The organism is Rhodovibrio salinarum DSM 9154 (assembly GCF_000515255.1).
Lineage (GTDB): Bacteria > Pseudomonadota > Alphaproteobacteria > Kiloniellales > Rhodovibrionaceae > Rhodovibrio > Rhodovibrio salinarum.
The window spans coordinates 1974291-1994546 of sequence record NZ_KI911559.1; the positions used below are offsets into that span (position 1 = coordinate 1974291).

Genomic DNA, 20256 nt, shown 5'->3' on the forward strand with positions numbered 1-20256 from the left:
AGCTCAGTTGTGTGTCTCTGTCGCCGGCGGCAAGGCCGTGACCAGCGTGGAAACGAGTTGCAGGCGCGGGAACGGTTTGGCGAGCAATGGCAGATGGCCGAGGTCTTCGGGAATTACGGCTTCCTCGTAGCCGGTGATGAACACTACAGGGATGCCGGCCGCGAGTACCTCTCGTGCGAAGTCGCTCGCATCGCCATCTCTGAGACGTAGGTCCAGAACGAAGGCGTCGAGTCGCTCCTGCGCGCGAATATGCTGGCATTCCGCGATGCTGGGCACGAGAAAGACCTTTGCACAGCCGGCATCGATCAACGTCAACTCCAGATCGCGGGCGATCAGATATTCGTCCTCGGCGATTAAGATATGCCGCCCCGCGAGCGATGGGGTAGGGGCGCTCATGCGGGCCCCCCTTGCCGCGGGGTTGGTCGGTCAGGAGGGGAGTCGTCGTCAGCTGTGTCGAGTGGAGTGGGTCCAAAGTCAATCGAGAGAACGTTGGGGGTCAGCGGGATATCGAGCAAGCATGTAAGCGTGCCATCGCTCGTCGACATCTGACCTTTGCCGCCCAATTCGTGCGGCACACCGCGTTCGATCAGCTCACGGCCGAAGCCATACGACCGTTCCGGAAGATCGCCAACTCCGGTTTCCTGCCAGCGCAGACGTAGCATCTCTTGCCCGGTCTGGTCGGCGATCAAACCCCAGCGCAGGGTCACCCGGCCGCTACCGTCGATCAACGCGCCGTGTTTGATCGCGTTGGTTTTCAGTTCGTTCAGCGCGAGCGCCAGGATCTGTGCTGCTTTCGGTTCCAAGGTCACATCCGGGCCGTCGATCGTGACGGTGGCGGCATCGGGCTCGCGCCCCACCAATTCGCGCACCAATTCGTCTAGGTCGAGTGAGCCGCGGCCGGTGCGCGAGATGATGTTCTCGGTCAGGGCCAGTGTATCCATGCGGCTCTCGAAACGCTCTTCGAAGTCGTCCAGTGTCTGGCTGGTGCGCAACGTCTCGTTGGTGATCGCGCGGATGTTTGCCAGCATGTTGCGCACTCGGTGCTGCAAGGCATTCAAGAGTAGCCGGTGGCGGCGCTGGGCGGCCTTGAGGTCGGTCACGTCGGCGAACACCATGATGGCTCCGCGACCGGTTTCAGTTGTGTGACCAAGCGGCATGGCGGAGACCAGAACTGCGCGTTCGGGGAAAGTCGGACGATCGTGTCGCAGCCCAGCCGCGGTGCCGGACTCTTTTGGATGAACCCAGGCTTCAATTTCGGTGAGCCGACCGCCTCGCGCGGCCTCGCGAAGAGGAAAGTCTAGGCGTTCGGCCCGCTCTGGCTGATCCGTGACAAATGCCCGGGCCAGCCAATTGCAATCGATCGTCGGGTTTGCCTTGTCGGGTAGCCCAAGGATCGTGCGTCCATAACGGTTCACCTGCACGCTGGTCATCTGCTCGTCGCGGGTTAGGGCGATTCCCACGGGTACCAGATCCATCAGCGAGGTTAGGTCGGCGGTCGCCTGGCGCAACTGGGTCACGTCGATGAAGGTCAGCACCAGCCCCTCTGCCATGCCCTCGATATTATGGTAGGGTAGCAAGCGCATCATGAAGACGGCGCTACCGTCGGTAAGCTGAACTTGGCGTTCCACCGGCCGGTGATTTTCCAGCGTTTGCGCAAGTTCCCGCCCGGGCGGACTGTCGAGCTTACCCGAGATATCCGTGAACGGTCGGCCGATGTCGCTGTCGATCAGGTTGAACAGTTGGCGGGCGTCCGGCGTGAACCATTTGATGCGTTGCTCGGAATCCAGGAAAATTGTGGCGATCCGCGTGCTTTCCATCAGGTTGCGCAAGTCCGCGTTCGACCGGTTAAATTCCTCGACCTTCCGACGGAGCTCGTCGTTGATGGTCTCCAATTCCTCGTTGGCGGATTGCACCTCTTCCTTGGAGGCCTCAAGTTCCTCGTTGGAGGACTGCAGCTCCTCGTTCATTGACAGCAGTTCTTCGTTGGCTGACTGCAGTTCCTCGTTCGAGGTTTCTAGTTCTTCGATGGTGATCTGTAATTCGTTCTTGGTTTCGGCGAGTTCGCGCTCGAGCTCTTGTGTGTCGTGATCGTTCTTCACGGGCATGGCGGTAGCGCGTGTAGGCGGAGCCGGGTCCTGGAAAACCAGCACCAGCATCTGTTCGTTGCCGCGTCGCTCGCCGATCGCGCGGGCGTGGACTTCAATCGTTCGGCGATCGCGGTTGCCACCAGCAATGTCGACCGATTCGGAGACAGTGCCGCTGTTTTGTTCAGCCTGGCGCAGCAGGCGCCGCAGTGCCGGGCGCAGCCCCTCACGCGCCATCTCCAGAACGTTGCTGCGGGGCGGGCCTACCGGCGGCTCCAGGTACCGTCCGACACCTTGAGAGAAGTAGATGGCCTCGTAATTCGAAGAGACCACAACATAGGGCGGACCAAACTGATCCAAGACCGCCCGTTCCGCCTTGCGTGTCAGACGTTGGTGTATGTCCTCATCGTGCTGGCGCGGCAGGATCGTAAACGGCTGGCGATGGGCGGCAGCCGGGGTCAGCGGGAATTCCGGCACACGGTGATGCACGTCGTCGCGCCGACGGAAAATGCGGTTCTTCTTGTCAACTTCGGCGAACAGGTCCGCATGCGGGCCGAGAGACTCCGAACTGCCCAGAAACAGGAATCCGCCAGGTTTCAGGGCATAGTGAAACAGCGGGAGCAGTTGCGCCTGCAGATCCGCGTTCATGTAGATCAGCAGATTGCGGCAGGAAATCAGATCCATCTGCGAGAACGGCGGGTGGCGGATCAGGTCGTGCTCGGAAAACAGGCAGATATCGCGCAAGCTACGAACGACGCGGTAGCCGTTGACCTCGGGTGTGAAGAAGCGTGCCAGCCGGTCCGGCTCGATCTGTTCGGTGATCGTGCTTGGATAGATGGCCAGCCGGGCGTGGCGGATCGCATTGGCGTCCACGTCGGTGCCGAATACCTGAGCGGTGGTTTGCGTTGCCTGACGGTCCATCGCCTCGCGCAGCAGGATGGCGAGCGAATAGGCTTCCTCACCGGTGCCGCATCCAGGCACCCAGATTCGCACGGCTTCCTCGGGCCCATGCGGCCGGCGCACCAATTCCGGAAAAACCTGCCGCTCCAATACCTGGAATGCGTCTGGATCGCGGAAGAAGCTGGTCACGCCGATCAAGATGTCGTTGTGTAGCATCTCGATCTCCCGCGGCTCTTCATCGAGCCGGGCTAGGTAGGCGACGGGATCGGCGATGCGCAGCGCCTGCATCCGCCTTTGGATGCGACGGATGAGAGTGGCGGACTTGTATTGGCTCAGATCGTGATCGGTGCGATGCAGGATACGCCGACTGATCTCGGGTAACTGGGCTTTGATCGCCGCGACGGGATCTTCCGATGCCGAGGATTTTTCTTGCTGTTCGATGTGCCGGACATAGTCGAGGATCAAATCCGGCATGGCAGCCACCCCGACCACATGGTCGACGATGCCCGTTTCGGCGGCAATGCGCGGCATGCTGTCGTAGGCTGGCTGCCCACTGCCCGCCACATCCGTCGCGGCTGCGAGGGCCAGCCCCCCATGCTCCTTGATCGCGCGGAGCCCGATGGCGCCATCGCTGCCGGCCCCCGACAACACGACACAGATCGCTTGGTCGGCCTGATCGGCGGCGAGCGATTGGAAGAACTGGTCGATCAGGCCGTAGCTTCGAGATGTCTGGACCGGTGTCAGCCGGAGTTGCCCCTGCGCGATGGTGAGCGCACGGTTGGGCGGGATCACGTAGAGCGTATCTGGGGCGACACGCTGGCCATCCTCCGCCTCGACCACCGAGATTTGGGTGGCCGTTTGCAACACCTGGGCGAGCTGGCTCGGATGGTCGGGACGCAAATGCATGACCAGCACGATCCCCAGGCCGCTATCTGACGGGAGTGCTGCCAGAAAGCGCTTCATGTCGTCGATTCCGCCCGCCGAAGCGCCGATTCCAACGATTGCGCGCGGGGTGTCCGGCTGTGGCTTGGCGGTAGCGCTAGACGGCATACTACTAACTTTTTGCGGTATAGCCTGGCGGGTGGTCGCGTGATTGAGTGGTGTCGGGTGGGGTGTCTTTCCCGCTCGGATACCAGGTCAACCTAGAAAGTTGTAAGCAACCTCGTGGCGAGAGAATCTATAATGTATACCGCCGATAGACCAAGTCTTGGTTGGATCGCGGGTCAAGGTAGTTGGACGGCGCATTTCTCCGATACGGCGCTTGAACAGATTGCCGAGTTGGTCGGTCCGCTTTTCGATGTTAGCACACGCAATATTCTGCCCGATGGTGGGGCACAAAACCCTGTTTTTCTCATTGCGGAAGGATGGGGATATTCGTACTACGACTTCCCGGATGGGCGCCGGCATGTGGTCGATGTACATCCGCCCGGCGAAATCATTGGCGTCGCAGCAGCTTGCAGCCGCCACAACGCGCCCCGGGTCAGTACGCTGACCCAGGTCACGGCGGCACGGCTCGATGGCGCCGTGTTGCGCAAACGTCAGGACACCTCGGACGACATGGCCCGGGGGCTGAGCCGTCTGCTCGCCGCACAGCAAGCGGATTTGATTGACCAGATGGGCAGCCTAGCACGGCATACCGCCTACGAACGCGTCGCGGCGTTCTTGTTGCGGCTATACGAACGCCTGGAAAAAGGCGCGCCGACCGGACGCGGGGTGTTCGCTTGCCCGGTATCCCAGCAGGTGATGGGCGACCTGCTGGGGCTCAGCGTGGTGCACGTCAACCGATCGCTACGCCGGCTCGCCGAGGATGGAATCCTGCACAAGCGTGCGAGCGATGTCGAAATCCTCGATGCGCGCGCCCTGCGCCGGCTCGCCGTGGGCTGAACGGCGGCGGTCCTCAGCCGCTGGACAGGTGTCCCCGGGCGGTGCGCACGCCGCTGATCACCAGGAAATAGGCCGACAGAAGGATGAATGCCCAGAAGAGGATCGGGTGGTTGGTCTGAAGACCGCCGTTGGGCGTCTGCAGCAGTACCGCGGCCAGTGTGACGGCCGACCACGCGCCGGTTATGGCCAGGGTGAGCGGGCGCAGCGCCTTCACCCGGAAAGGATGGATGAAGGTGATCGGGATGAACGTCAGCACCGCGCACAGCACCACGATGGCAAGTGCGAACCACTCGGGTAGATCGAGCAGGTAGAAACACAGCGCGATCATGTTCCAGGCCGCCGGAAAACCGGCAAAGAAATTATCCGACGTCTTGGCGTCCCGGTTCGCGAAGCAGTACTGCGCGGTGACCATCACCACTGCGGCGCCCAACAGGTTCAATCCATCCGGCAGGAAGCCGAAGGTATAGATGAACATCGCCGGGATGACCGCATAGGTCATGTAGTCGATGATGTGATCCAGGATGGCGCCGTCGACGCGCGGCAGCACCTCCCGGATCGCGTAGCGACGGGCCAGGGGACCGTCCAGCCCGTCGATCACCATGCCGATGCCCAGCCAGACCAGGGCGGCCGCCGGGCGGCCGTCAGCCACGGCGATCAGGGAGATCAGGCCGGTGACGGCGCCCAATGCGGTAAACAGGTGGATCGCCCAGGCGCGTAGCTGCGCGGCCGGACTGTGGGAGTGCAATCTGTTTGTCATATTGCGCGGCAGTCTATCGACTTGCAACGCCCGGGGACACAGCAGATATCACCCGTTCGCGATGCTTTTTTTGCACCTGAGCCGCGCATGGCGTTGACGAGGCGTGCGCTACTCGTCGACCAGTTCGCGCACGTGAATGTCGACCATCAGTTCATTGGCCAGCGCTTCGATATCCTCGCGCAACTGCTCCAGCGGCAGGTCGTTCGGGACCTGAAGCTCCGCCACGGCGCGGAACAGCGCGCCGCCGGACATCGCCCCGCTCATCCGTTCGGTCACCAGATCGTCGATGTTGACGTCCCGATCGCGCAGCACCCGGGTGATTTCATGCACCAGGCCGGGGCGGTCGTGACCGGTCAGCTCCAGGCAGACGGCATGGTGCGGGCGGACTTCCCGTGGCGTCGAATCGGCGCGGCGCAGGGAGAGTTGCAGCCGGTCGCCCGCCAGCTCCTTGAGATCGCGTTCCAGCGCCGCCGCCTGGTTGGGATCGACGCGCACGAGCGCGACACCGGCGAATTGTCCGGCCAGCACAGACATCCGGCTTTCGCTCCAGCTGCCGCCATGCTCGGCGACCACGCTGGACAGCTTCTCCACCAAGCCCGGGCGGTCGTCGCCGACCAGCGCGATCACGTAGCGCGTATGCATCTCGGTTCTTCCCCAAACGGTGTTCCGCGTTTGCCTGAACGGGTGCGACATCGCGCACCCGCCGAATTGCGCTCATCGTGCGGCGGTCGGGGCGGCGATGCAAATGCCTGAACGCGTATGCGTGGGACGCGATGACGCAGGCGGACATTGCGTTGCGCTTCAAGAAAAATCTGCTATTGGCCGGGCGAGACACGGGCCCGCCTCGGCGTGCGGCCCCAAAGCAACGGCACGAGAGGGCCTGCCCCATGATCAAGCTGATCGTCTTCGTCACCCGTCGCGACGACCTGTCGCCGCAAGCCTTTCAGGACTACTGGCGCCAGAGTCACGGGCCGCTCGTTCGCGGTATGGCGGTGACCGGCCGGACGATGCGTGGTTACGTACAGGGGATGACCGTACTGGAGGCCTACGAAGGCGCGCAGTTGCCTGCCTACGATGGCACCGCGGAGCTGTACTTCGACAGCCAAAGCGACGCGGATGCCTTCTTCGGCGATGCGGAATACCTGGCCAAGATCCAGCCGGACGAGTCCAACTTCGCCGATCTGAGCCGTTGTGCCTTCATCCCGACCAGCGGCCCGGAGATCGTGTGCGGCCCGGAGCCTGCGGACGCGCAGGGCGTGAAGCTGATGATCGGCGTCAAGCGCCGTCCTGACATGACGCTTGCGGCCTGGCGGGACCACATGCGCACACGTCATGCACCGCTGGTGCGCGATCATGCGACCAGCCAACGGTACCTAACCGGCTATATCCAGTGCTTTACCGCCGACGGTGCCTACGCGCAGGGCGAGCCGGCGGTCGATGCGACCTCCGAACTTTATTTCCCGGATTTGGCCGCGATGCAGGCGTTCCTGGACGACCCGGCGTATCGCTCGGAGGTGTTCACTGACGGGGCGGAGAACGCCGACATGTCGCGCACCGTGTTCTTTCCGACACGGGAGGAGACGGTTATTCCGGTGCCATCGTGCGTGCACACGTAAGGGCAGGGTGTTCAGCTATAGAAACGCAGGTCGGCCACCGCGAGATCGGCGTGAAACGCTCTGCCGATCGCGACCAGGCCGATACGCCTGATCCGCGTATGGTCAAGCGGTGTGTCGATCCGGTGGGCCTGGAAATTCGCGAAGGGCAGACGCACCGTCTGCCACGCGCGCGCAACCTCGAAGCTTTGACGGTAGGATTGCCAGGGCCGCTGTACGTCGCTGGTGCGCAGGTGCAGGTTGTAGCTTTCGCCGTTGCCGCTCACGGTGAGCTGGACGCCGCGCCAGCCACTGGCGTCGACCGGCCCGCCGTCCGGACGCAGGTCGAGCGTGGTCTGGGCGAAGCCGCCGTTGTTTTCCAGACTGACCTCGCCGGTCAGATGCACGGCTTGGCGGCCGTCGACGGTCGCGCGGCGGACCTGCGCTTGGGAGACCCCACCCATCACCCGGTCGGTGACCAGCCGCCACTTGGTGCCGGGCGCGGCGGTCAGGTCGGCGGCAGCCGCGTCGTCGATCAGCTCCGGGGCTTGGGGCATTGCCTTGGCCTCTACGTGTTGGAGGTGGGAGGGCGGCAAACGCTAACGGAGCCAGCGCAGCCCTGCGAGGGGGAGGCTCGACGGCCGCTGCGCCGATGTGCTGATTTTTCCGCCGCTTTCGATTACATCCGGTCGTGGCACAGGCCGTCTGGCGGCAGCGCTGCCGACGTGTTCGTTCGCCGCGACCCATCTCGACAAGACGCACATGGGAGACGATGAGGAGATGAGCCAGCATACGCCGCACGAATTGTCCGAGGAGTTCCCGGATCACAAGGACAAGATTCACGCGCTCAAGGAAAGCGACGAGCACTTCGCCGAGCTTGCCGAGGCGTATCACCAGGTCAACCGCGACATTCACAGGATGGAAACCGAGGTTGAGCCGGTCGCGGATCTGACCGAGCACGAATTGCGCAAGCGGCGTCTACAGTTGAAGGACGAGATCGCCAGCTATTTGCGCTGAGTACACGGACACAGCGCTGTCCGCCATGCATCCCGAGACGCTCATGTCGCCGAGCGTCTCGGGGCGTGGTGGTGCTTTGGCAAACTGGCTTGTCGCTGGAACAAAAGACGCCGTGCTTGGCTGCATTCGCACGGTGGCAAGGTTCCCATTGTTGCGCCCGTGATCGCTTCCTGAGGCAACTGCCACGTCGTCGTACCCGACGGCTGTTCTGAGGATACGCTCACTCGGTGCGTGGGCGGGGCTTCTGTCCTGACGAGAGCTCGGCGGATAGAGAGCCGTTCCGGTATATTGAGCGTGCGATTTGACGGGTGGTCCCCGCCACGGCTTGCAGCTTGCCGGGGCCATTGAGGCTGACGACCGCGTCGGCACCGAGCTTTTCCGCGATCGTGGCGTACATCGGAATCTCTTTGGAGTAGGCAACCACTGGCAGGTCAAGATTCCGCGCGTTGCGGATCTCGCGGAGCAGTTCGAAACCGTCGCAGTCCGGCATGACAATGTCGGTCACCAAAACGTCGACAAAGTCCAGGTGAATCGCCTTGAGCCCACGGCGGTCGGGGTCGTACTCAACGACCTCGAAGCCGTCCTGCTCTAGCAGCGCTCTAAGTTGGCGCCGTATACCAACATCGTCATCGATCACGGCAATTGTTACGGTCAATTGTGCCTACCACAGGGTGTAATTGTTCCTCGGGTACTACTGGAAGCTGGTCTTCTTTTAAGACCTATAAACCGCGACCAAGGTTTTGTCACAGTTGTGCTACGGCCCTGTTGCGACCCTCGTGGGGTGTGCGCTCCAGCGAGCGTAAATTTCGCGGCAAATGTTCGTTTAGGCGTTTAATGCTTAAAACGATGCGGAGTCAGGTCGGGGACGGGCTGTCGACCGCGCTCAAGGCATGCCTGATGCAGTACCAATCCGTTTTGGCCCAATACGTTCCGACAGGTGGGGCGCTGGCGGCCCCGCTTGGCGGGCAGGCCCGGTCATGCTCGTGACCCGATTAAGTGCGGGAACCAGTCACGTTCGCGAAATGGACAGGAGCATAACGATGCGACTTGCAAACGCGGCCTTCGTCTGAAGGGTATGGCCGCTGGTATTGTCAGCGTGGCGGCGCGTCATGCTCGTGCAGGCGACGGATTTGCGCGGCCAGATCGGTCATTTCGGTATGCATGCGCTGACGCATCGCGTGTTCGCAGACCTTGCGCATAACGCCGAGTGCCTGCAGTAGGCGCAGTTTTGCTGCGCGTGTTGCCGGTGTTTCTGCGTTTCTGCGTGCTTCTGCCAGGCCAGCCAAATCCGTGTCGGTGCGCCAAGTGCTCGCCGAACCGTCATAGCCGCCGCGTTCGTAACTGGGCGATGAGCTTGCCGTCAGCGTATCCGACACATGATCGTCCGCCTCGCTGGTACCGCTGTAGTCGACCGGGTCGTACTGCCATTCAGATGCCGGATGGCCGTGCGACGTGTCTTCGGCGAGCAAACGGTCGGCCGCAGCATATCGTGGGATGGGATTGGCGCGGCGGAGTCCCGGTAACAGCGACGTTGTGCTCATTTCCAGCCTCCCATGTGACCCATGTTGGGTCCTGGTGGTGCACTCCGGTCTGTTTTGTCCCGACCGTTGCCGTTGAAGCGGGTGAGGCGGATCGGGATGCCGGATTGTCGCCGGTCGTCCAGGCTGGGCTATGTCGCCCAAACTGGACTATGCAATAGACCAGTTGGTAGGGCCAGAGTTTTTCGCCATGACCCGCACGGCCCAAAACTCTGCCTGAAGGTGGTCGGCACGCAAAACGATTTCAGAAAGCGAGGCATTATGTCTCGTGTCCCGCGGTCCGAGGCCCTCATCAAGTTTGCCTGCCAGGTTTGCCGGAACGCACGCGGCGTACTCTAAAAAAAAGTCCCCGCAGTATCTGCTCAACAGCGGGGACTGGCGAGGAAGGCATCCGCCGGTCGGGCCAACGGATTGGGGACGATCTGATCGTACTGCAGATCGCCCGAGCTTGCGTTGCCATATGTTATAGATTGCGAGAAAATTTTTCCGTTCTTGCGCGTATCGCGCGTGCACCCTTGCAGGCATTCCACAGGCCAAAGCGGTTGGCGTGTCGAATGCCACTTTTGACTCTGCCCGACCCCGGCCCTGGGACGTTACAGTGGTCTGCACGGGGGACCGCGGCCGGTGCGCCGCGCAACGAGATGCCGCTGGGCCGGAAGCCCCGGAAAGTCGGCCTGGCGATCGAGGGAGGAGGTAGCATGAAGGTACGCCAGATCCTGGAAAGCAAGGGTGGCGAGCTGGCCACAATCACCCCGGAGCGGACCATCGAAGAGGCGGTCGGCGAACTGGGCCGGCGTCGAATCGGGTCGCTGGTCGTCGTTGATGACGCCGGCAGTTTGATTGGCATCCTGTCCGAGCGCGATGTCGTCTCTGCGATGGCGGAGCACGGCATGGACCTGACGCGCAGCCATGTCCGCGACCTTATGACCCATACCGTGACGACCTGCCGGCCGGACGACGAAGTCACGGACGTTACGGTCAAGATGACCGACGGTCGGTTCCGGCACGTGCCGGTGATGGACAAGGGCCAGCTGGTCGGCCTGATCTCGATCGGCGACGCAGTAAAAGCCCGGATTCAAGAACTGGAGCATGAGCGCGAGGCGCTGCGCGATTACATCTCCTCCGGTTGAGTCCGCATCGCCTGGTGGCAGTATCCATGCTGTCGGACCCGGCGGCGATAGGCACGGGATTGATGTGCAAACCGGGGCGACCAGTCGCCGCGATGGCTTGCCTGGCGTCGTGTGGACGGTTACCTGTCTAGGTGCGTTGACGCAGGCTGACCCACGGCGGCTTCCCGCTTCGCACGGCGCCGGCCGAAAGCGGTCCGTGCGCATGGTTTACCCGTGCGCGTATCGCGGCAGCCAGCCAGTGGAACACGAATAGGCGAAGCCCCCATGATCGTCGAACTCGGCCATTTCGCCCTGATCCTGGCCCTCTGTACCGCGCTCGTTCAGTCTGTGCTTCCCATGTGGGGGGCACAGCGGAATATCCCCGGCTTTATGGCGATCGCGACGCCGGCGGCGCTGGTCCAGCTTGGCTTGATTCTGGTGTCCTTCGGGGCGTTGATGCATGCCTACGTGGTCAGCGATTTCAGCGTCCTGAACGTGGCGCAGAATTCGCACACGCTGAAGCCGATGCTCTACAAGATCTCTGGCGTGTGGGGGAACCACGAGGGCTCGCTGCTGCTTTGGGTGCTCATCCTGGCGCTGTTCGGCGCGATCGTGGCGCTGTTTGGCCGTAACCTGCCGCCGGGGCTGAAGGCGCGCACCCTCTCCGTTCAGGCGATGATTGCGGTCGGCTTCATCCTGTTCATGGCGCTGACGTCCAACCCCTTCACGCGCATTACGCCGGCCCCGGTGAACGGGCAGGACCTGAACCCGCTGCTGCAGGACCCCGGCCTCGCGTTCCATCCGCCGATGCTCTACGTCGGCTATGTCGGTTTCTCGATTGTCTTCTCGTTCGCCATTGCGGCGTTGATCGAGGGGCGCGTGGATGCGGCCTGGGCGCGCTGGGTCCGGCCGTGGACGCTGCTCGCCTGGGTGTTCCTGACCTTCGGGATCGCGCTCGGCTCCTGGTGGGCGTACTACGAGCTCGGCTGGGGCGGCTGGTGGTATTGGGACCCGGTCGAGAACGCCAGCTTCATGCCCTGGCTGCTGGGCACGGCGCTGCTGCACAGCGCGATCGTCGTGGAAAAGCGCGACGCGCTGAAGACCTGGACGATCCTGCTGGCGATCCTGACCTTCGGGCTGTCGCTGATCGGCACGTTCCTGGTGCGGTCGGGCGTGCTGACCAGCGTGCACGCCTTCGCGACCGACCCGGACCGCGGCATGTTCATTCTGCTGCTCCTGGTGATTGCGATCGGGGGCGGGCTGGCGCTCTACGCCTATCGCGCCCCGCAGCTGAAGGGCGGGGGCCTGTTCGCGCCGATCAGCCGCGAAGGTGCGCTGGTTCTGAACAATCTGCTGCTGACCGCGGCCTCCGCGACCGTTTTCCTGGGCACGCTCTACCCGCTGTTCCTGGAGGCGCTGGGCGGCGGCAAGGTCTCCGTCGGGCCGCCGTACTTCAATGCCACCTTCATCCCGCTGATGCTGCCGCTGGTGGCCGCACTCGGTATCGGTCCGCTGCTGGCCTGGAAGCGCGCGGACCTGAAGGGCGCGCTGCAGCGCCTGAAGGTCGCATTTGTGATCACCGGCGTGGTGTTCGTGGTCTGCGCCTACGTGCTTTGGGGGCGCAGCGTGTTCGGCATGCTAGGCCTGGCCCTGGCCGCCTGGCTCGCCACCGCGGTGCTGATCGAGTTCGCCGAGCGCATCGGGATCGGCAAGGGCATCGGCTGGAACGGCGTCTGGCGCCGCGCACGCACCATGCCCCGGGCGTCTTTCGGGATGATGCTCGCACACCTGGGGGTGGCCGTTGCCATGACCGGCATGACCGCCTCGACCCTGTGGCAAAGCGAAGTGATCACCACGATGCAGCCGGGCGAAACCCGTACGGTCGCCGGCTACGACTTCACCTTCCAGGGCGCCAGCCCGGTGAAGGGTCCGAACTACCGCGCGACCGAAGGCCGCTTTCTGGTCGAGGTCGATGGCGAGACGCTGGCCAAGCTGACCCCCCAGAAACGCCAGTACGTCGTCTCCGGCCGCAGTACGACCGAAGCGGCGATCCGCACGCGTCCCTTGGGCGACATCTTCGCCGTGGTCGGCGATCCGCAGCAGAACGGTCCGGGCTATACCGTGCGCCTCTACTTCAAGCCGCTGGTCGCCTGGATCTGGTTTGGGTGCGGCATCATGGGCCTGGGCGGTCTGGTCAGCTTGAGCGACCGTCGCCTGCGGGTGGGCGCGCCGACCCGCGCGCGCCGGCGGGGCGCTGCCCCGCAACCGGCCCTCGGCGCGGCCAAGGCACAGGACTAGACGGACATGATGCGAGGCATGAGCAAGATGGTCCGTGGTTGGCGCGTATGCGTCGGCGTCTTGGTGGTGGCCGCCGTGACGGCCATTGCCGGCGTTGGGCCAACGCTTGCCGTGGAGCCGGACGAAAAGCTGGACGACCCGAAACTGGAGCAGCGCGCGCAGGAGCTGGGCAAGGAGATTCGCTGTCTGGTCTGCCAGAGCGAATCGATCGCCAATTCCAATGCCGATCTGGCCAAGGACCTGCGTATCCTGGTGCGCGAGAAGATTCAGGAGGGGATGTCCAACGCCGAGATCAAGGACTTCCTGCAGGCCCGTTATGGTGATTACGTGCTGCTGCGCCCCCCGATGAAGCCCGAGACCTATGTGCTGTGGTACGGCCCGGCTGTGGTTACGGCGCTCGGCGCGCTTGGCATCGGCGTGTTCTTCTGGCGCCGACAACGGCGCCCGGCTGCCCAGCAGAAGCTGTCGGCGGACGAACAGCGCCGCTTGAACGACATCCTTGGAGAGAGTGACGACCAGGCATGACTTTCTGGATCGCCGCCGGTCTCATGACGTTGGCCGTGGTGGCGGCCGTCGTCCTGCCCATCCTGCGTTCCCGCGCCGTCGCCCGGCGTGCGGCGGATTACGACATCGAGGTCTACCGCGACCAGCTCAAGGAGGTGGAGCGCAACAAGACCCGTAACCTGATCGGTGACGAGGAAGCCGAGGCGGCCAAGGCTGAGATCGGCCGGCGTATCCTGGAAGCCGACCAGCGCCGTCAGAAGGCCGCCAGCGAAGGAGCGAGCACCAGTCGGGCCACTGTGCGGGTTGCCGCCGTCCTGATCGCGGTCGCGGTACCGGCGGGGGCGGTTACGCTGTATCTGAGCGAGGGCCGCCCGGACCTGGAAGGCCAGCCGTTCGCCAGCCGCAACCTGCCGGAGGACGCGGGCACGCGTCTGTCCGGTCGTGGCGGCAATGGCATGGGACAGCAGGCCCAGTCCGGGAGTCCTGCTCAAGGTGGCGGTCAGAGCGGTCAGGGACAGTCGCTGGCGCAGGCCGCAGACAATCTGGCCGCGAAGTTGGAGCAGAACCCGGACAACGTGGACCAGTGGGTTCTGCTGGGCCGTACGCGTTTGGCCATGCAGCGTTACGACGCCGCCGTCGAGGCGTTCGAGCAGGCGGCCCAACGCGCGCCGGAGCGGGCGGAGGTCAACGCCTACTATGGCGAAGCGCTGGTGATGGCGAACCGGGGCACCGTCGTGCCGAAGGCGCAGGATGCCTTCCGCAAGGTACGTGCTCAGGTGCCGGACGATCCGCGCAGCCGTTTCTACCTGGGTCTTGCGGAGAAGCAGGCAGGCAATCCGCAGGCCGCGCTGGAGATGTGGAAGCAGCTGGCCGCGGACGCCGAGCCAGGCGCCCCGTACCTGCAGGCGCTCAGCCAGCAGATGGCGCAGGTCGAGCGCGAGCTGGACATCGAACCCGGAACGACCTTCGCAGAGGTGAAGCCGGAGGCGCCGGCTGCGGACGCGGGCGGCCAGAGCGCGCGGACTGGCGCGTCGGATGGTCAGGCCGGGAGCGCGTCAAACGGCAACGCCCCCAATCCCAGTCGCGAGCAGGTCGAGGCGGCGCAGAACATGTCCGCCGAAGACCGTCAGCAGATGATCCAGGGCATGGTGGACCGCCTGGCGAGCCGTCTGGAGGAGAACCCGCAGGACGCCCAGGGCTGGCAGCGCCTGATCCGCTCCTATGGCGTGCTGGGCAGAAACGCGGAGGCGACCCAGGCGCTGGCCGACGCATTGGCGGTGTTCCAGGGCAACGCGCGCGTGCGCCAGCAACTCAAGCTGGCTGCTCAGCAGCAGGGCGTGGCGATGCCGGAGGGCGTGAGCCCGCCGGAACGAACCGCCAGCGAAGGCAGTGGACAAAGTGGCGGGCAGCCAAGTGGCGGCGCGGCCGGGATGCCGTCCGGCGGTCAGCAGGGCCAGTTGAGCGCGGCGCAGCGTCAGCGCATGCTGGAGCAGATCGCCGAGGGCCTGTCCAATCAGTTGCAGAACAATCCTGACGACGTCTCCGGATGGACCCGTCTGGGCCAGACCTATTTGCAACTGGGCGAGATGGAGAAGGCGATCGACGCGCTGGCCAACGCGGAGCAGCGGGCGCCGGAAGATCCGGCCGTGCTGCTGACCTATGCCCGTGCGTTGCGTCAGGACGCCGGCACCCAGACCGAGCAGACGGTGCAGCTGACCCGTCGGGCCCTCGAGCAGGTGCCCGACAATCCCGAGGCGCTGTGGTTCGGTGCGATGGCGGAACTGCGCGAGGGCGACAAGGACGAGGCCCGGGCGATGTTCGATAAGGCAATCGACCAACTCCCGCCCGATACCCCGCAGACCGCCGAGCTGCGCAAGCGCGCCGACCAGATGTTGGCGGACAATTGACCGCGTTCTTGCGTGACCGCGGGGTCGGGGGAAGGCGGAGGAGGCTCTTGGCGCGCCCGTCTTTCTAGTCGCCGTGTCCTTCCATCCGTTTCTTCAGATCCGCGCAAGGATCGCCGCGCTCGTTAGCTGGCGTGAACCAGACGTAATCGAACGCGCGCGGTGCGGCGTCCGGCTGGTCGGGCAGGTAGGCGGCGGGATCGGTGACCTCGGGACGGACTTCCAGGAAGCGGACGACCACCACATCGGGGTTGTCTAGGCGCTGGCGCAGATACCAGGGCACCGCCCGGTCCGCGCGAGCGTGGCCGCCGCCGGCGATCAGCACGGCACCGCGGTCCTGTTCCCGGGCGCCCGCGATCAGCGTATCGGCCATCACCGCGTCGCGCAGGCGCTGGACGTTGGCCATCGGACCCATCGCCTCCTTCGGCATCAGGTTGCAGTGCCCTTCCCGGAGTTCGGTCAGCAGCCGGTCGCGTTGCGCCGCCGGGAGCGGGGTATCGAGTCCGAGTGCCGCAACCCGGTCGGCATCGAGCGCAGCAAAGCCCTGCCGGCCAACCGTTCGGGTCTCCTCCGGCGTCGGGTTGGCGGCCAGGATCGGCAGGTCGGCCTGCAGCGCCGCCGCTGCGATCGGCTGGTAGGTCGACCAGGCAGGCCAGCCGCGCTCTTCCCACGTCACCGCTGGACCCAGACCGGTGGCGTCGTCCGGATGATCGTTCAGATAGGCCTCCAGGGCGGGGGTCTGGCTTTGGTCGATCATCTCGAAGGCGAGGGCGGGCGTTCGGCCTTGAGCGGTCATCGCCTGCACGAGCCACGCCTGCAGGGCGTGGTGGTCCGGGTTATCGTGCCGCTCTCCCAGGATGACGAAACGGGCCTTGGCCGTCGCTTCGGCCACGGTTGCCGGGTCGACGGGCTGTTCGCCGGCCGCATCGTACACCTGTCCGACCAGCGGATGGTCGCGGTGCAGGGGAGTTTCGAACTCGGGCACGGGCGGCAGTTCAGCAGCCTGCGCCAGCAGAGCGGGGGGCGCCGTGGCCAGGATGGCGACGACGAGCACATTCCGGAGTCGCGATGGTTTCATGCCGCTCAACATGGGCTTCTCGGCGCCAGCCGGCAACGCGCCTCCGGCTGGCGCAGCCCGGTCGGCTCATGCTAAGCGCGATGATAGGGCACCGGCAGCGTGGCCCGCTTCCCTGAGGGAAGAGAAGACCGACAGCGTTATCAGTGGAGAGGAGGCGTCGGGCGGACATGGGGCAAGGTGAGCCGCGGACCGGTGGGCAGGTCCTGGTCGATCAGCTGGCGCTTCAGGGCGTCGAGCGCGTCTTCTGCGTACCCGGCGAGAGTTACCTGGCGGCGCTGGACGCGTTGCACGACACCCCGCAGATCGATCTCACGGTCTGCCGGCAGGAAGGCGGCGCTGCCATGATGGCGGACGCGCACGCCAAGCTGACCGGCAAGCCGGGGGTTTGCTTCGTGACCCGCGGGCCCGGGGCGACCAACGCCGCCAGCGGGGTGCACGTTGCTTTCCAGGATTCCACGCCGATGGTGCTGCTGATCGGGCAGGTCGGCCGGCCGATGCGCGACCGGGAGGCGTTCCAGGAGATCGATTTCCGCCGAATGTACGGCGAACTCGCCAAATGGGTCGCGCAGGTCGACGATCCCGCGCGCCTGCCGGAATACCTCTCGCGCGCTTTTCATACCGCCCAGCAGGGCCGCCCTGGTCCGGTCGTGCTTGCCTTGCCGGAGGATGTCCTGAGCGAACGTGTCGAAACGCCCGACGCTGGCCCCGTGCGCCCTGCCGTCGGCCGGCCGGGCGCGGCGGAGATGGCGGAGCTGCGCGACCGTCTGAGCCGGGCCGAGCGGCCGCTCGCGATTCTGGGCGGGGGCGGCTGGAGCGCGGACGCCAAGACCGATTTCGAGGCGTTCGCGCAGGCCAACGACCTGCCGGTCGCCTGCGCGTTCCGCTGTCAGGATTATTTCGACAATCGCCACCCCTGTTACGCCGGCGACGTCGGCCTGGGCGTCAATCCGGCGCTTGCCCGCCGGGTGCGGGAGGCCGATCTGCTGCTGGTGGTCGGCGCGCGGATGGGCGAGGCGACCACCGGCGGCTACGCCCTGATCGACGTGCCAACTCCGAAGCAGACGCTGGTCCACGTCCATCCCGGTGCGGAGGAACTGGGCCGCGTCTATCAGCCAGCGCTGGCGATCCAGGCGGCTACGGGCGCCTTTGCGGCCGCGGCGCGCGCGCTCGCCCCGCTTAACGCACCGCCCTACACCGGTGTCCGAGAGGCCGCGCGACAGGACTACCTGGACTGGACCGCGCCCCCCGTGGCGAAGGCCTCCACCGGGACGGTCGACATGGCGCAGGCGATTGCCGATCTGCGCGAGCGCCTGCCGGACGACGCGGTGATCTGCAACGGCGCGGGCAACTACGCGGCCTGGCTGCACCGCTACTACCGCTACCGCAGCTACCGCAGCCAGTTGGCCCCGACCTCCGGGTCGATGGGGTACGGCGTTCCGGCGGCCGTGGCGGCCAAGCTCGCCGCGCCAGACCGGCCGGTGATCGCGTTCGCCGGCGATGGCTGTTTCCAGATGACCGGGCAGGAACTGGGCACCGCGATGCAATACGGCGCGGGCATCGTGGTGATCGTCGTGAACAACAGCAGCTACGCCACGATCCGGATGCACCAGGAACGGCAGTATCCGCATCGCGTTACCGGTACCGATCTGCGGAATCCGGATTTCGCTGCACTCGCCCGCGCCTATGGCGCCCATGGCGAGTTGGTGAGCGACCAGGCAAGCTTCGCCCCGGCCGTCGAGCGCGCCTTGAACGCCGGCGGTCCCGCTCTCATCGAGGTGCGCACCGATCTGGAACAGATCAGCCCGGCGAAGACGATCGCTGAACTGCGCGCAGGAAGGTGAGCAACGGGGCCGAGAGGGCGTTCTTCGACCGTCGGCCCCGGCTGCCTAACTCGAGAAGCTGCCTAACTCGAGAACGAGTCCGCCATCGAGGCCTTGGTGCGCGCGACGTAGTCCTGCAGCGCTTCGTCGGTCGCGGGGTCGAGGGCGGGCGCCTCATACTCCGCCAGGCGCTTCTTCCACAGGGTATTGGCGCGTTGGGCGGCGTCCTGCGCGCCTTCGCTCTCCCACTGCTCGAAGGAGTTGTTGTCCGCGATCTTGGAGCGGAAGAAGGCCGTCTCGAAGTTCGCCTGGGTGTGGCTGGCGCCGAGGTAGTGGCTGCCCGGGCCGACCTCGCGGATGGCATCCATCGCCTGGCCGTTTTCCGACAGATCCACGCCGTTGGTCATGGCGTGCATCATCTCCAGCTGGTCGGCGTCCATCACCAGCTTTTCGAACGACGCGGCCAGTCCGCCTTCCACCCAGCCTGCGGAATGCAGCGTGAAGTTCACGCCGGCCAGCACGGTCGGCAGCAGGGTGTTGGCGCTTTCGTAGGCCGCCTGCGCATCCGGAATCTTGGACCCGCACAGCGAGCCGCCGGAGCGGAACGGCACGCCCAGCCGGCGCGCCAGCGCGGCGGCGCCGTACAGCACCAGCGCCGGCTCCGGCGTCCCGAAGGTAGGCGCGCCGGACTGCATCGAGATCGAACTGGCGAACGAGCCGAACACCACCGGCGCACCGGGGCGCACCAGCTGGGCGAACGCCATACCCGCCATCGATTCCGCGAGCGTTTGCGCCAGCGTGCCGGCGATCGTCACCGGCGCCATGGCGCCGGCCAGAATGAACGGCGTGATGATGCAGGCCTGACCCGCGCGGGCGTAGACCTTGAGCGCGCCCAGCATGGTCGCGTCGAAGGTCATTGGCGAGTTGGCATTGATCAGCGAGATGGTGACGACGTTCTGCTCGACCGTCTCCTTGCCGAACAGGATCTTGGCCATCTCCACCGTGTCTTCGGCGCGTTCGGGCGCGGTGACGGAGCCCATGAATGGCTTGTCGCTGTAGCGCATGTGCGCGTACAGCATGTCCAGGTGCCGCTTGTTCACGGGCACATCGACCGGCTCGCACACCGTACCGCCGGAGTGGTGCAGCGACGGCGTCATGTAGGCGAGCTTCACGATCTTCTGGAAGTCGTCGAGCGTGGCGTAGCGACGACCTTCGTCCAGCGTGCGCACGAACGGCGGGCCATAGACCGGGGCAAACACCGTATTGTTGCCGCCGATCTCGACCGACCGCTCGGGATTGCGGGCCAGCTGGGTGAACTGCCGGGGCGCGTTGTCCTGGATGATCTTGCGCGCCATGCCGCGCGGCAGGCGCACCCGCTCGCCCTGGACGTCCGCACCGGCCTGGCGCCAGATCTCCAGCGCCTCCGGGTCGTCGCGGAACTCGATCCCGATCTCTTCCAGGATGGTGTCGGCGTTGGCCTCGATCGTCTCCAGGCCTTCTTCGCTCAGCACCTCGTAGGGCGCGACCTTGCGGGTGATGTAGCGCAGCTGCTGCACCCCGCCGCCGCCGCGTTGGGCGCGCCGGCCTTCCCGGCCGCTGCCACGCCCGCCACGGCCACGCCGGCCGCCGCGGCCGCCAGCATTGGCGGTACTGTCGGCGGTGTCGCTGGCCGTTTCGGCGGATGCGTCGTGTCCGGCGGGCGTCTCGGCGGTTTCGGCAGTGTTGGTCATGACTCTCGTCCCCAAAGCCCGGGCGCGTGGTGTTATGGATC

At 65.2% G+C, this 20256-nt stretch carries 17 protein-coding genes; 8 read left to right on the top strand and 9 right to left on the bottom strand.

Features of this window, described 5'->3' with window-relative positions; all coding sequences use genetic code 11:
• Positions 1-3 precede the first annotated feature (3 nt).
• Positions 4-396, bottom strand: a complete 393-nt coding sequence (locus RHOSA_RS0109160) for a response regulator (RefSeq protein ID WP_027288431.1) — start codon at positions 394-396, stop codon at positions 4-6.
• Positions 393-4034: a CheR family methyltransferase gene (locus RHOSA_RS21545; RefSeq protein WP_081728607.1), complete on the bottom strand. Its 3642-nt coding sequence runs from the start codon at positions 4032-4034 to the stop codon at positions 393-395. The genes RHOSA_RS0109160 and RHOSA_RS21545 overlap by 4 nt, the downstream gene beginning before the upstream one ends.
• Before the next feature lie 132 nt (positions 4035-4166).
• Here RHOSA_RS21545 and RHOSA_RS0109170 point away from each other — a divergent pair, with 132 nt between their 5' ends.
• A complete protein-coding gene (locus tag RHOSA_RS0109170; protein WP_081728608.1) occupies positions 4167-4868 on the top strand; it encodes a Crp/Fnr family transcriptional regulator in 702 nt (233 codons plus the stop codon).
• Between the two features lie 13 nt (positions 4869-4881).
• Here RHOSA_RS0109170 and RHOSA_RS0109175 read toward each other — a convergent pair whose 3' ends face one another.
• On the bottom strand, positions 4882-5625 hold the full coding sequence (locus RHOSA_RS0109175; RefSeq protein ID WP_037255987.1) for a CDP-alcohol phosphatidyltransferase family protein: 744 nt from the start codon (positions 5623-5625) through the stop codon (positions 4882-4884).
• 108 nt (positions 5626-5733) lie between these two features.
• A complete protein-coding gene (locus RHOSA_RS0109180; protein WP_027288434.1) occupies positions 5734-6267 on the bottom strand; it encodes a glycine cleavage system transcriptional repressor in 534 nt (177 codons plus the stop codon).
• Positions 6268-6512: 245 nt separating this feature from the next.
• On the opposite strand from RHOSA_RS0109180, the gene RHOSA_RS24175 reads away from it, so the two are divergent.
• On the top strand, positions 6513-7241 hold the full coding sequence (locus tag RHOSA_RS24175; RefSeq protein ID WP_051431989.1) for an EthD domain-containing protein: 729 nt from the start codon (positions 6513-6515) through the stop codon (positions 7239-7241).
• An 11-nt stretch (positions 7242-7252) separates the two neighbouring features.
• Here the strand turns inward: RHOSA_RS24175 and RHOSA_RS0109195 are convergent, their stop codons facing one another.
• Positions 7253-7774: a CIA30 family protein gene (locus tag RHOSA_RS0109195; RefSeq protein WP_037255990.1), complete on the bottom strand. Its 522-nt coding sequence runs from the start codon at positions 7772-7774 to the stop codon at positions 7253-7255.
• A gap of 223 nt (positions 7775-7997) precedes the next feature.
• Here RHOSA_RS0109195 and RHOSA_RS0109200 point away from each other — a divergent pair, with 223 nt between their 5' ends.
• The gene (locus RHOSA_RS0109200; protein WP_027288436.1) at positions 7998-8234 is read left to right on the top strand and encodes an HP1242/YdcH family protein; all 237 of its coding nucleotides are present in this window, start codon (positions 7998-8000) and stop codon (positions 8232-8234) included.
• A 220-nt stretch (positions 8235-8454) separates the two neighbouring features.
• Here RHOSA_RS0109200 and RHOSA_RS24180 read toward each other — a convergent pair whose 3' ends face one another.
• Positions 8455-8889 carry a response regulator gene (locus RHOSA_RS24180; protein ID WP_027288437.1) on the bottom strand — a complete coding sequence of 145 codons (435 nt, stop codon included), beginning with the start codon at positions 8887-8889 and terminating at the stop codon, positions 8455-8457.
• Positions 8890-9325: 436 nt separating this feature from the next.
• Positions 9326-9703 carry a hypothetical protein gene (locus tag RHOSA_RS0109210; RefSeq protein ID WP_027288438.1) on the bottom strand — a complete coding sequence of 126 codons (378 nt, stop codon included), beginning with the start codon at positions 9701-9703 and terminating at the stop codon, positions 9326-9328.
• Positions 9704-10470: 767 nt separating this feature from the next.
• Here RHOSA_RS0109210 and RHOSA_RS0109215 point away from each other — a divergent pair.
• From RHOSA_RS0109215 to ccmI, 4 genes are all read left to right on the top strand, one after another.
• Complete coding sequence (locus tag RHOSA_RS0109215) at positions 10471-10902, top strand: CBS domain-containing protein (protein WP_027288439.1); 432 nt, start codon at positions 10471-10473, stop codon at positions 10900-10902.
• 264 nt (positions 10903-11166) lie between these two features.
• Positions 11167-13179 carry a heme lyase CcmF/NrfE family subunit gene (locus tag RHOSA_RS0109220; protein WP_027288440.1) on the top strand — a complete coding sequence of 671 codons (2013 nt, stop codon included), beginning with the start codon at positions 11167-11169 and terminating at the stop codon, positions 13177-13179.
• Between the two features lie 18 nt (positions 13180-13197).
• Complete coding sequence (locus RHOSA_RS0109225; protein WP_242468840.1) at positions 13198-13704, top strand: cytochrome c-type biogenesis protein; 507 nt, start codon at positions 13198-13200, stop codon at positions 13702-13704.
• A complete protein-coding gene (gene ccmI / locus RHOSA_RS0109230) occupies positions 13701-15590 on the top strand; it encodes a c-type cytochrome biogenesis protein CcmI (protein WP_027288442.1) in 1890 nt (629 codons plus the stop codon). Before RHOSA_RS0109225 ends, ccmI begins: the two co-directional genes overlap by 4 nt.
• A gap of 64 nt (positions 15591-15654) precedes the next feature.
• Here ccmI and RHOSA_RS0109235 read toward each other — a convergent pair whose 3' ends face one another.
• Complete coding sequence (locus RHOSA_RS0109235; protein ID WP_027288443.1) at positions 15655-16665, bottom strand: ChaN family lipoprotein; 1011 nt, start codon at positions 16663-16665, stop codon at positions 15655-15657.
• 167 nt (positions 16666-16832) lie between these two features.
• On the opposite strand from RHOSA_RS0109235, the gene RHOSA_RS0109240 reads away from it, so the two are divergent.
• A complete protein-coding gene (locus tag RHOSA_RS0109240) occupies positions 16833-18506 on the top strand; it encodes a thiamine pyrophosphate-binding protein (protein WP_027288444.1) in 1674 nt (557 codons plus the stop codon).
• Between the two features lie 62 nt (positions 18507-18568).
• On the opposite strand, the gene RHOSA_RS21565 is transcribed toward RHOSA_RS0109240, so the two are convergent.
• Entirely contained in the window at positions 18569-20215 is a 1647-nt protein-coding gene (locus RHOSA_RS21565) for a trimethylamine methyltransferase family protein (RefSeq protein ID WP_051431991.1), read from the bottom strand.
• Positions 20216-20256: the final 41 nt, after the last annotated feature.

What these genes read in the sequence shown, in the direction of transcription:
- RHOSA_RS0109160 (WP_027288431.1), bottom strand. Translation starts at nt 396, where the DNA reads ATGAGCGCCCCTACCCCATCGCTCGCGGGGCGGCATATCTTAATCGCC.
- RHOSA_RS21545 (WP_081728607.1), bottom strand. Translation starts at nt 4,034, where the DNA reads ATGCCGTCTAGCGCTACCGCCAAGCCACAGCCGGACACCCCGCGCGCA.
- RHOSA_RS0109170 (WP_081728608.1), top strand. Translation starts at nt 4,167, where the DNA reads ATGTATACCGCCGATAGACCAAGTCTTGGTTGGATCGCGGGTCAAGGT.
- RHOSA_RS0109175 (WP_037255987.1), bottom strand. Translation starts at nt 5,625, where the DNA reads ATGACAAACAGATTGCACTCCCACAGTCCGGCCGCGCAGCTACGCGCC.
- RHOSA_RS0109180 (WP_027288434.1), bottom strand. Translation starts at nt 6,267, where the DNA reads ATGCATACGCGCTACGTGATCGCGCTGGTCGGCGACGACCGCCCGGGC.
- RHOSA_RS24175 (WP_051431989.1), top strand. Translation starts at nt 6,513, where the DNA reads ATGATCAAGCTGATCGTCTTCGTCACCCGTCGCGACGACCTGTCGCCG.
- RHOSA_RS0109195 (WP_037255990.1), bottom strand. Translation starts at nt 7,774, where the DNA reads ATGCCCCAAGCCCCGGAGCTGATCGACGACGCGGCTGCCGCCGACCTG.
- RHOSA_RS0109200 (WP_027288436.1), top strand. Translation starts at nt 7,998, where the DNA reads ATGAGCCAGCATACGCCGCACGAATTGTCCGAGGAGTTCCCGGATCAC.
- RHOSA_RS0109215 (WP_027288439.1), top strand. Translation starts at nt 10,471, where the DNA reads ATGAAGGTACGCCAGATCCTGGAAAGCAAGGGTGGCGAGCTGGCCACA.
- RHOSA_RS0109220 (WP_027288440.1), top strand. Translation starts at nt 11,167, where the DNA reads ATGATCGTCGAACTCGGCCATTTCGCCCTGATCCTGGCCCTCTGTACC.
- RHOSA_RS0109225 (WP_242468840.1), top strand. Translation starts at nt 13,198, where the DNA reads ATGAGCAAGATGGTCCGTGGTTGGCGCGTATGCGTCGGCGTCTTGGTG.
- ccmI (WP_027288442.1), top strand. Translation starts at nt 13,701, where the DNA reads ATGACTTTCTGGATCGCCGCCGGTCTCATGACGTTGGCCGTGGTGGCG.
- RHOSA_RS0109235 (WP_027288443.1), bottom strand. Translation starts at nt 16,665, where the DNA reads ATGAAACCATCGCGACTCCGGAATGTGCTCGTCGTCGCCATCCTGGCC.
- RHOSA_RS0109240 (WP_027288444.1), top strand. Translation starts at nt 16,833, where the DNA reads ATGGGGCAAGGTGAGCCGCGGACCGGTGGGCAGGTCCTGGTCGATCAG.
- RHOSA_RS21565 (WP_051431991.1), bottom strand. Translation starts at nt 20,215, where the DNA reads ATGACCAACACTGCCGAAACCGCCGAGACGCCCGCCGGACACGACGCA.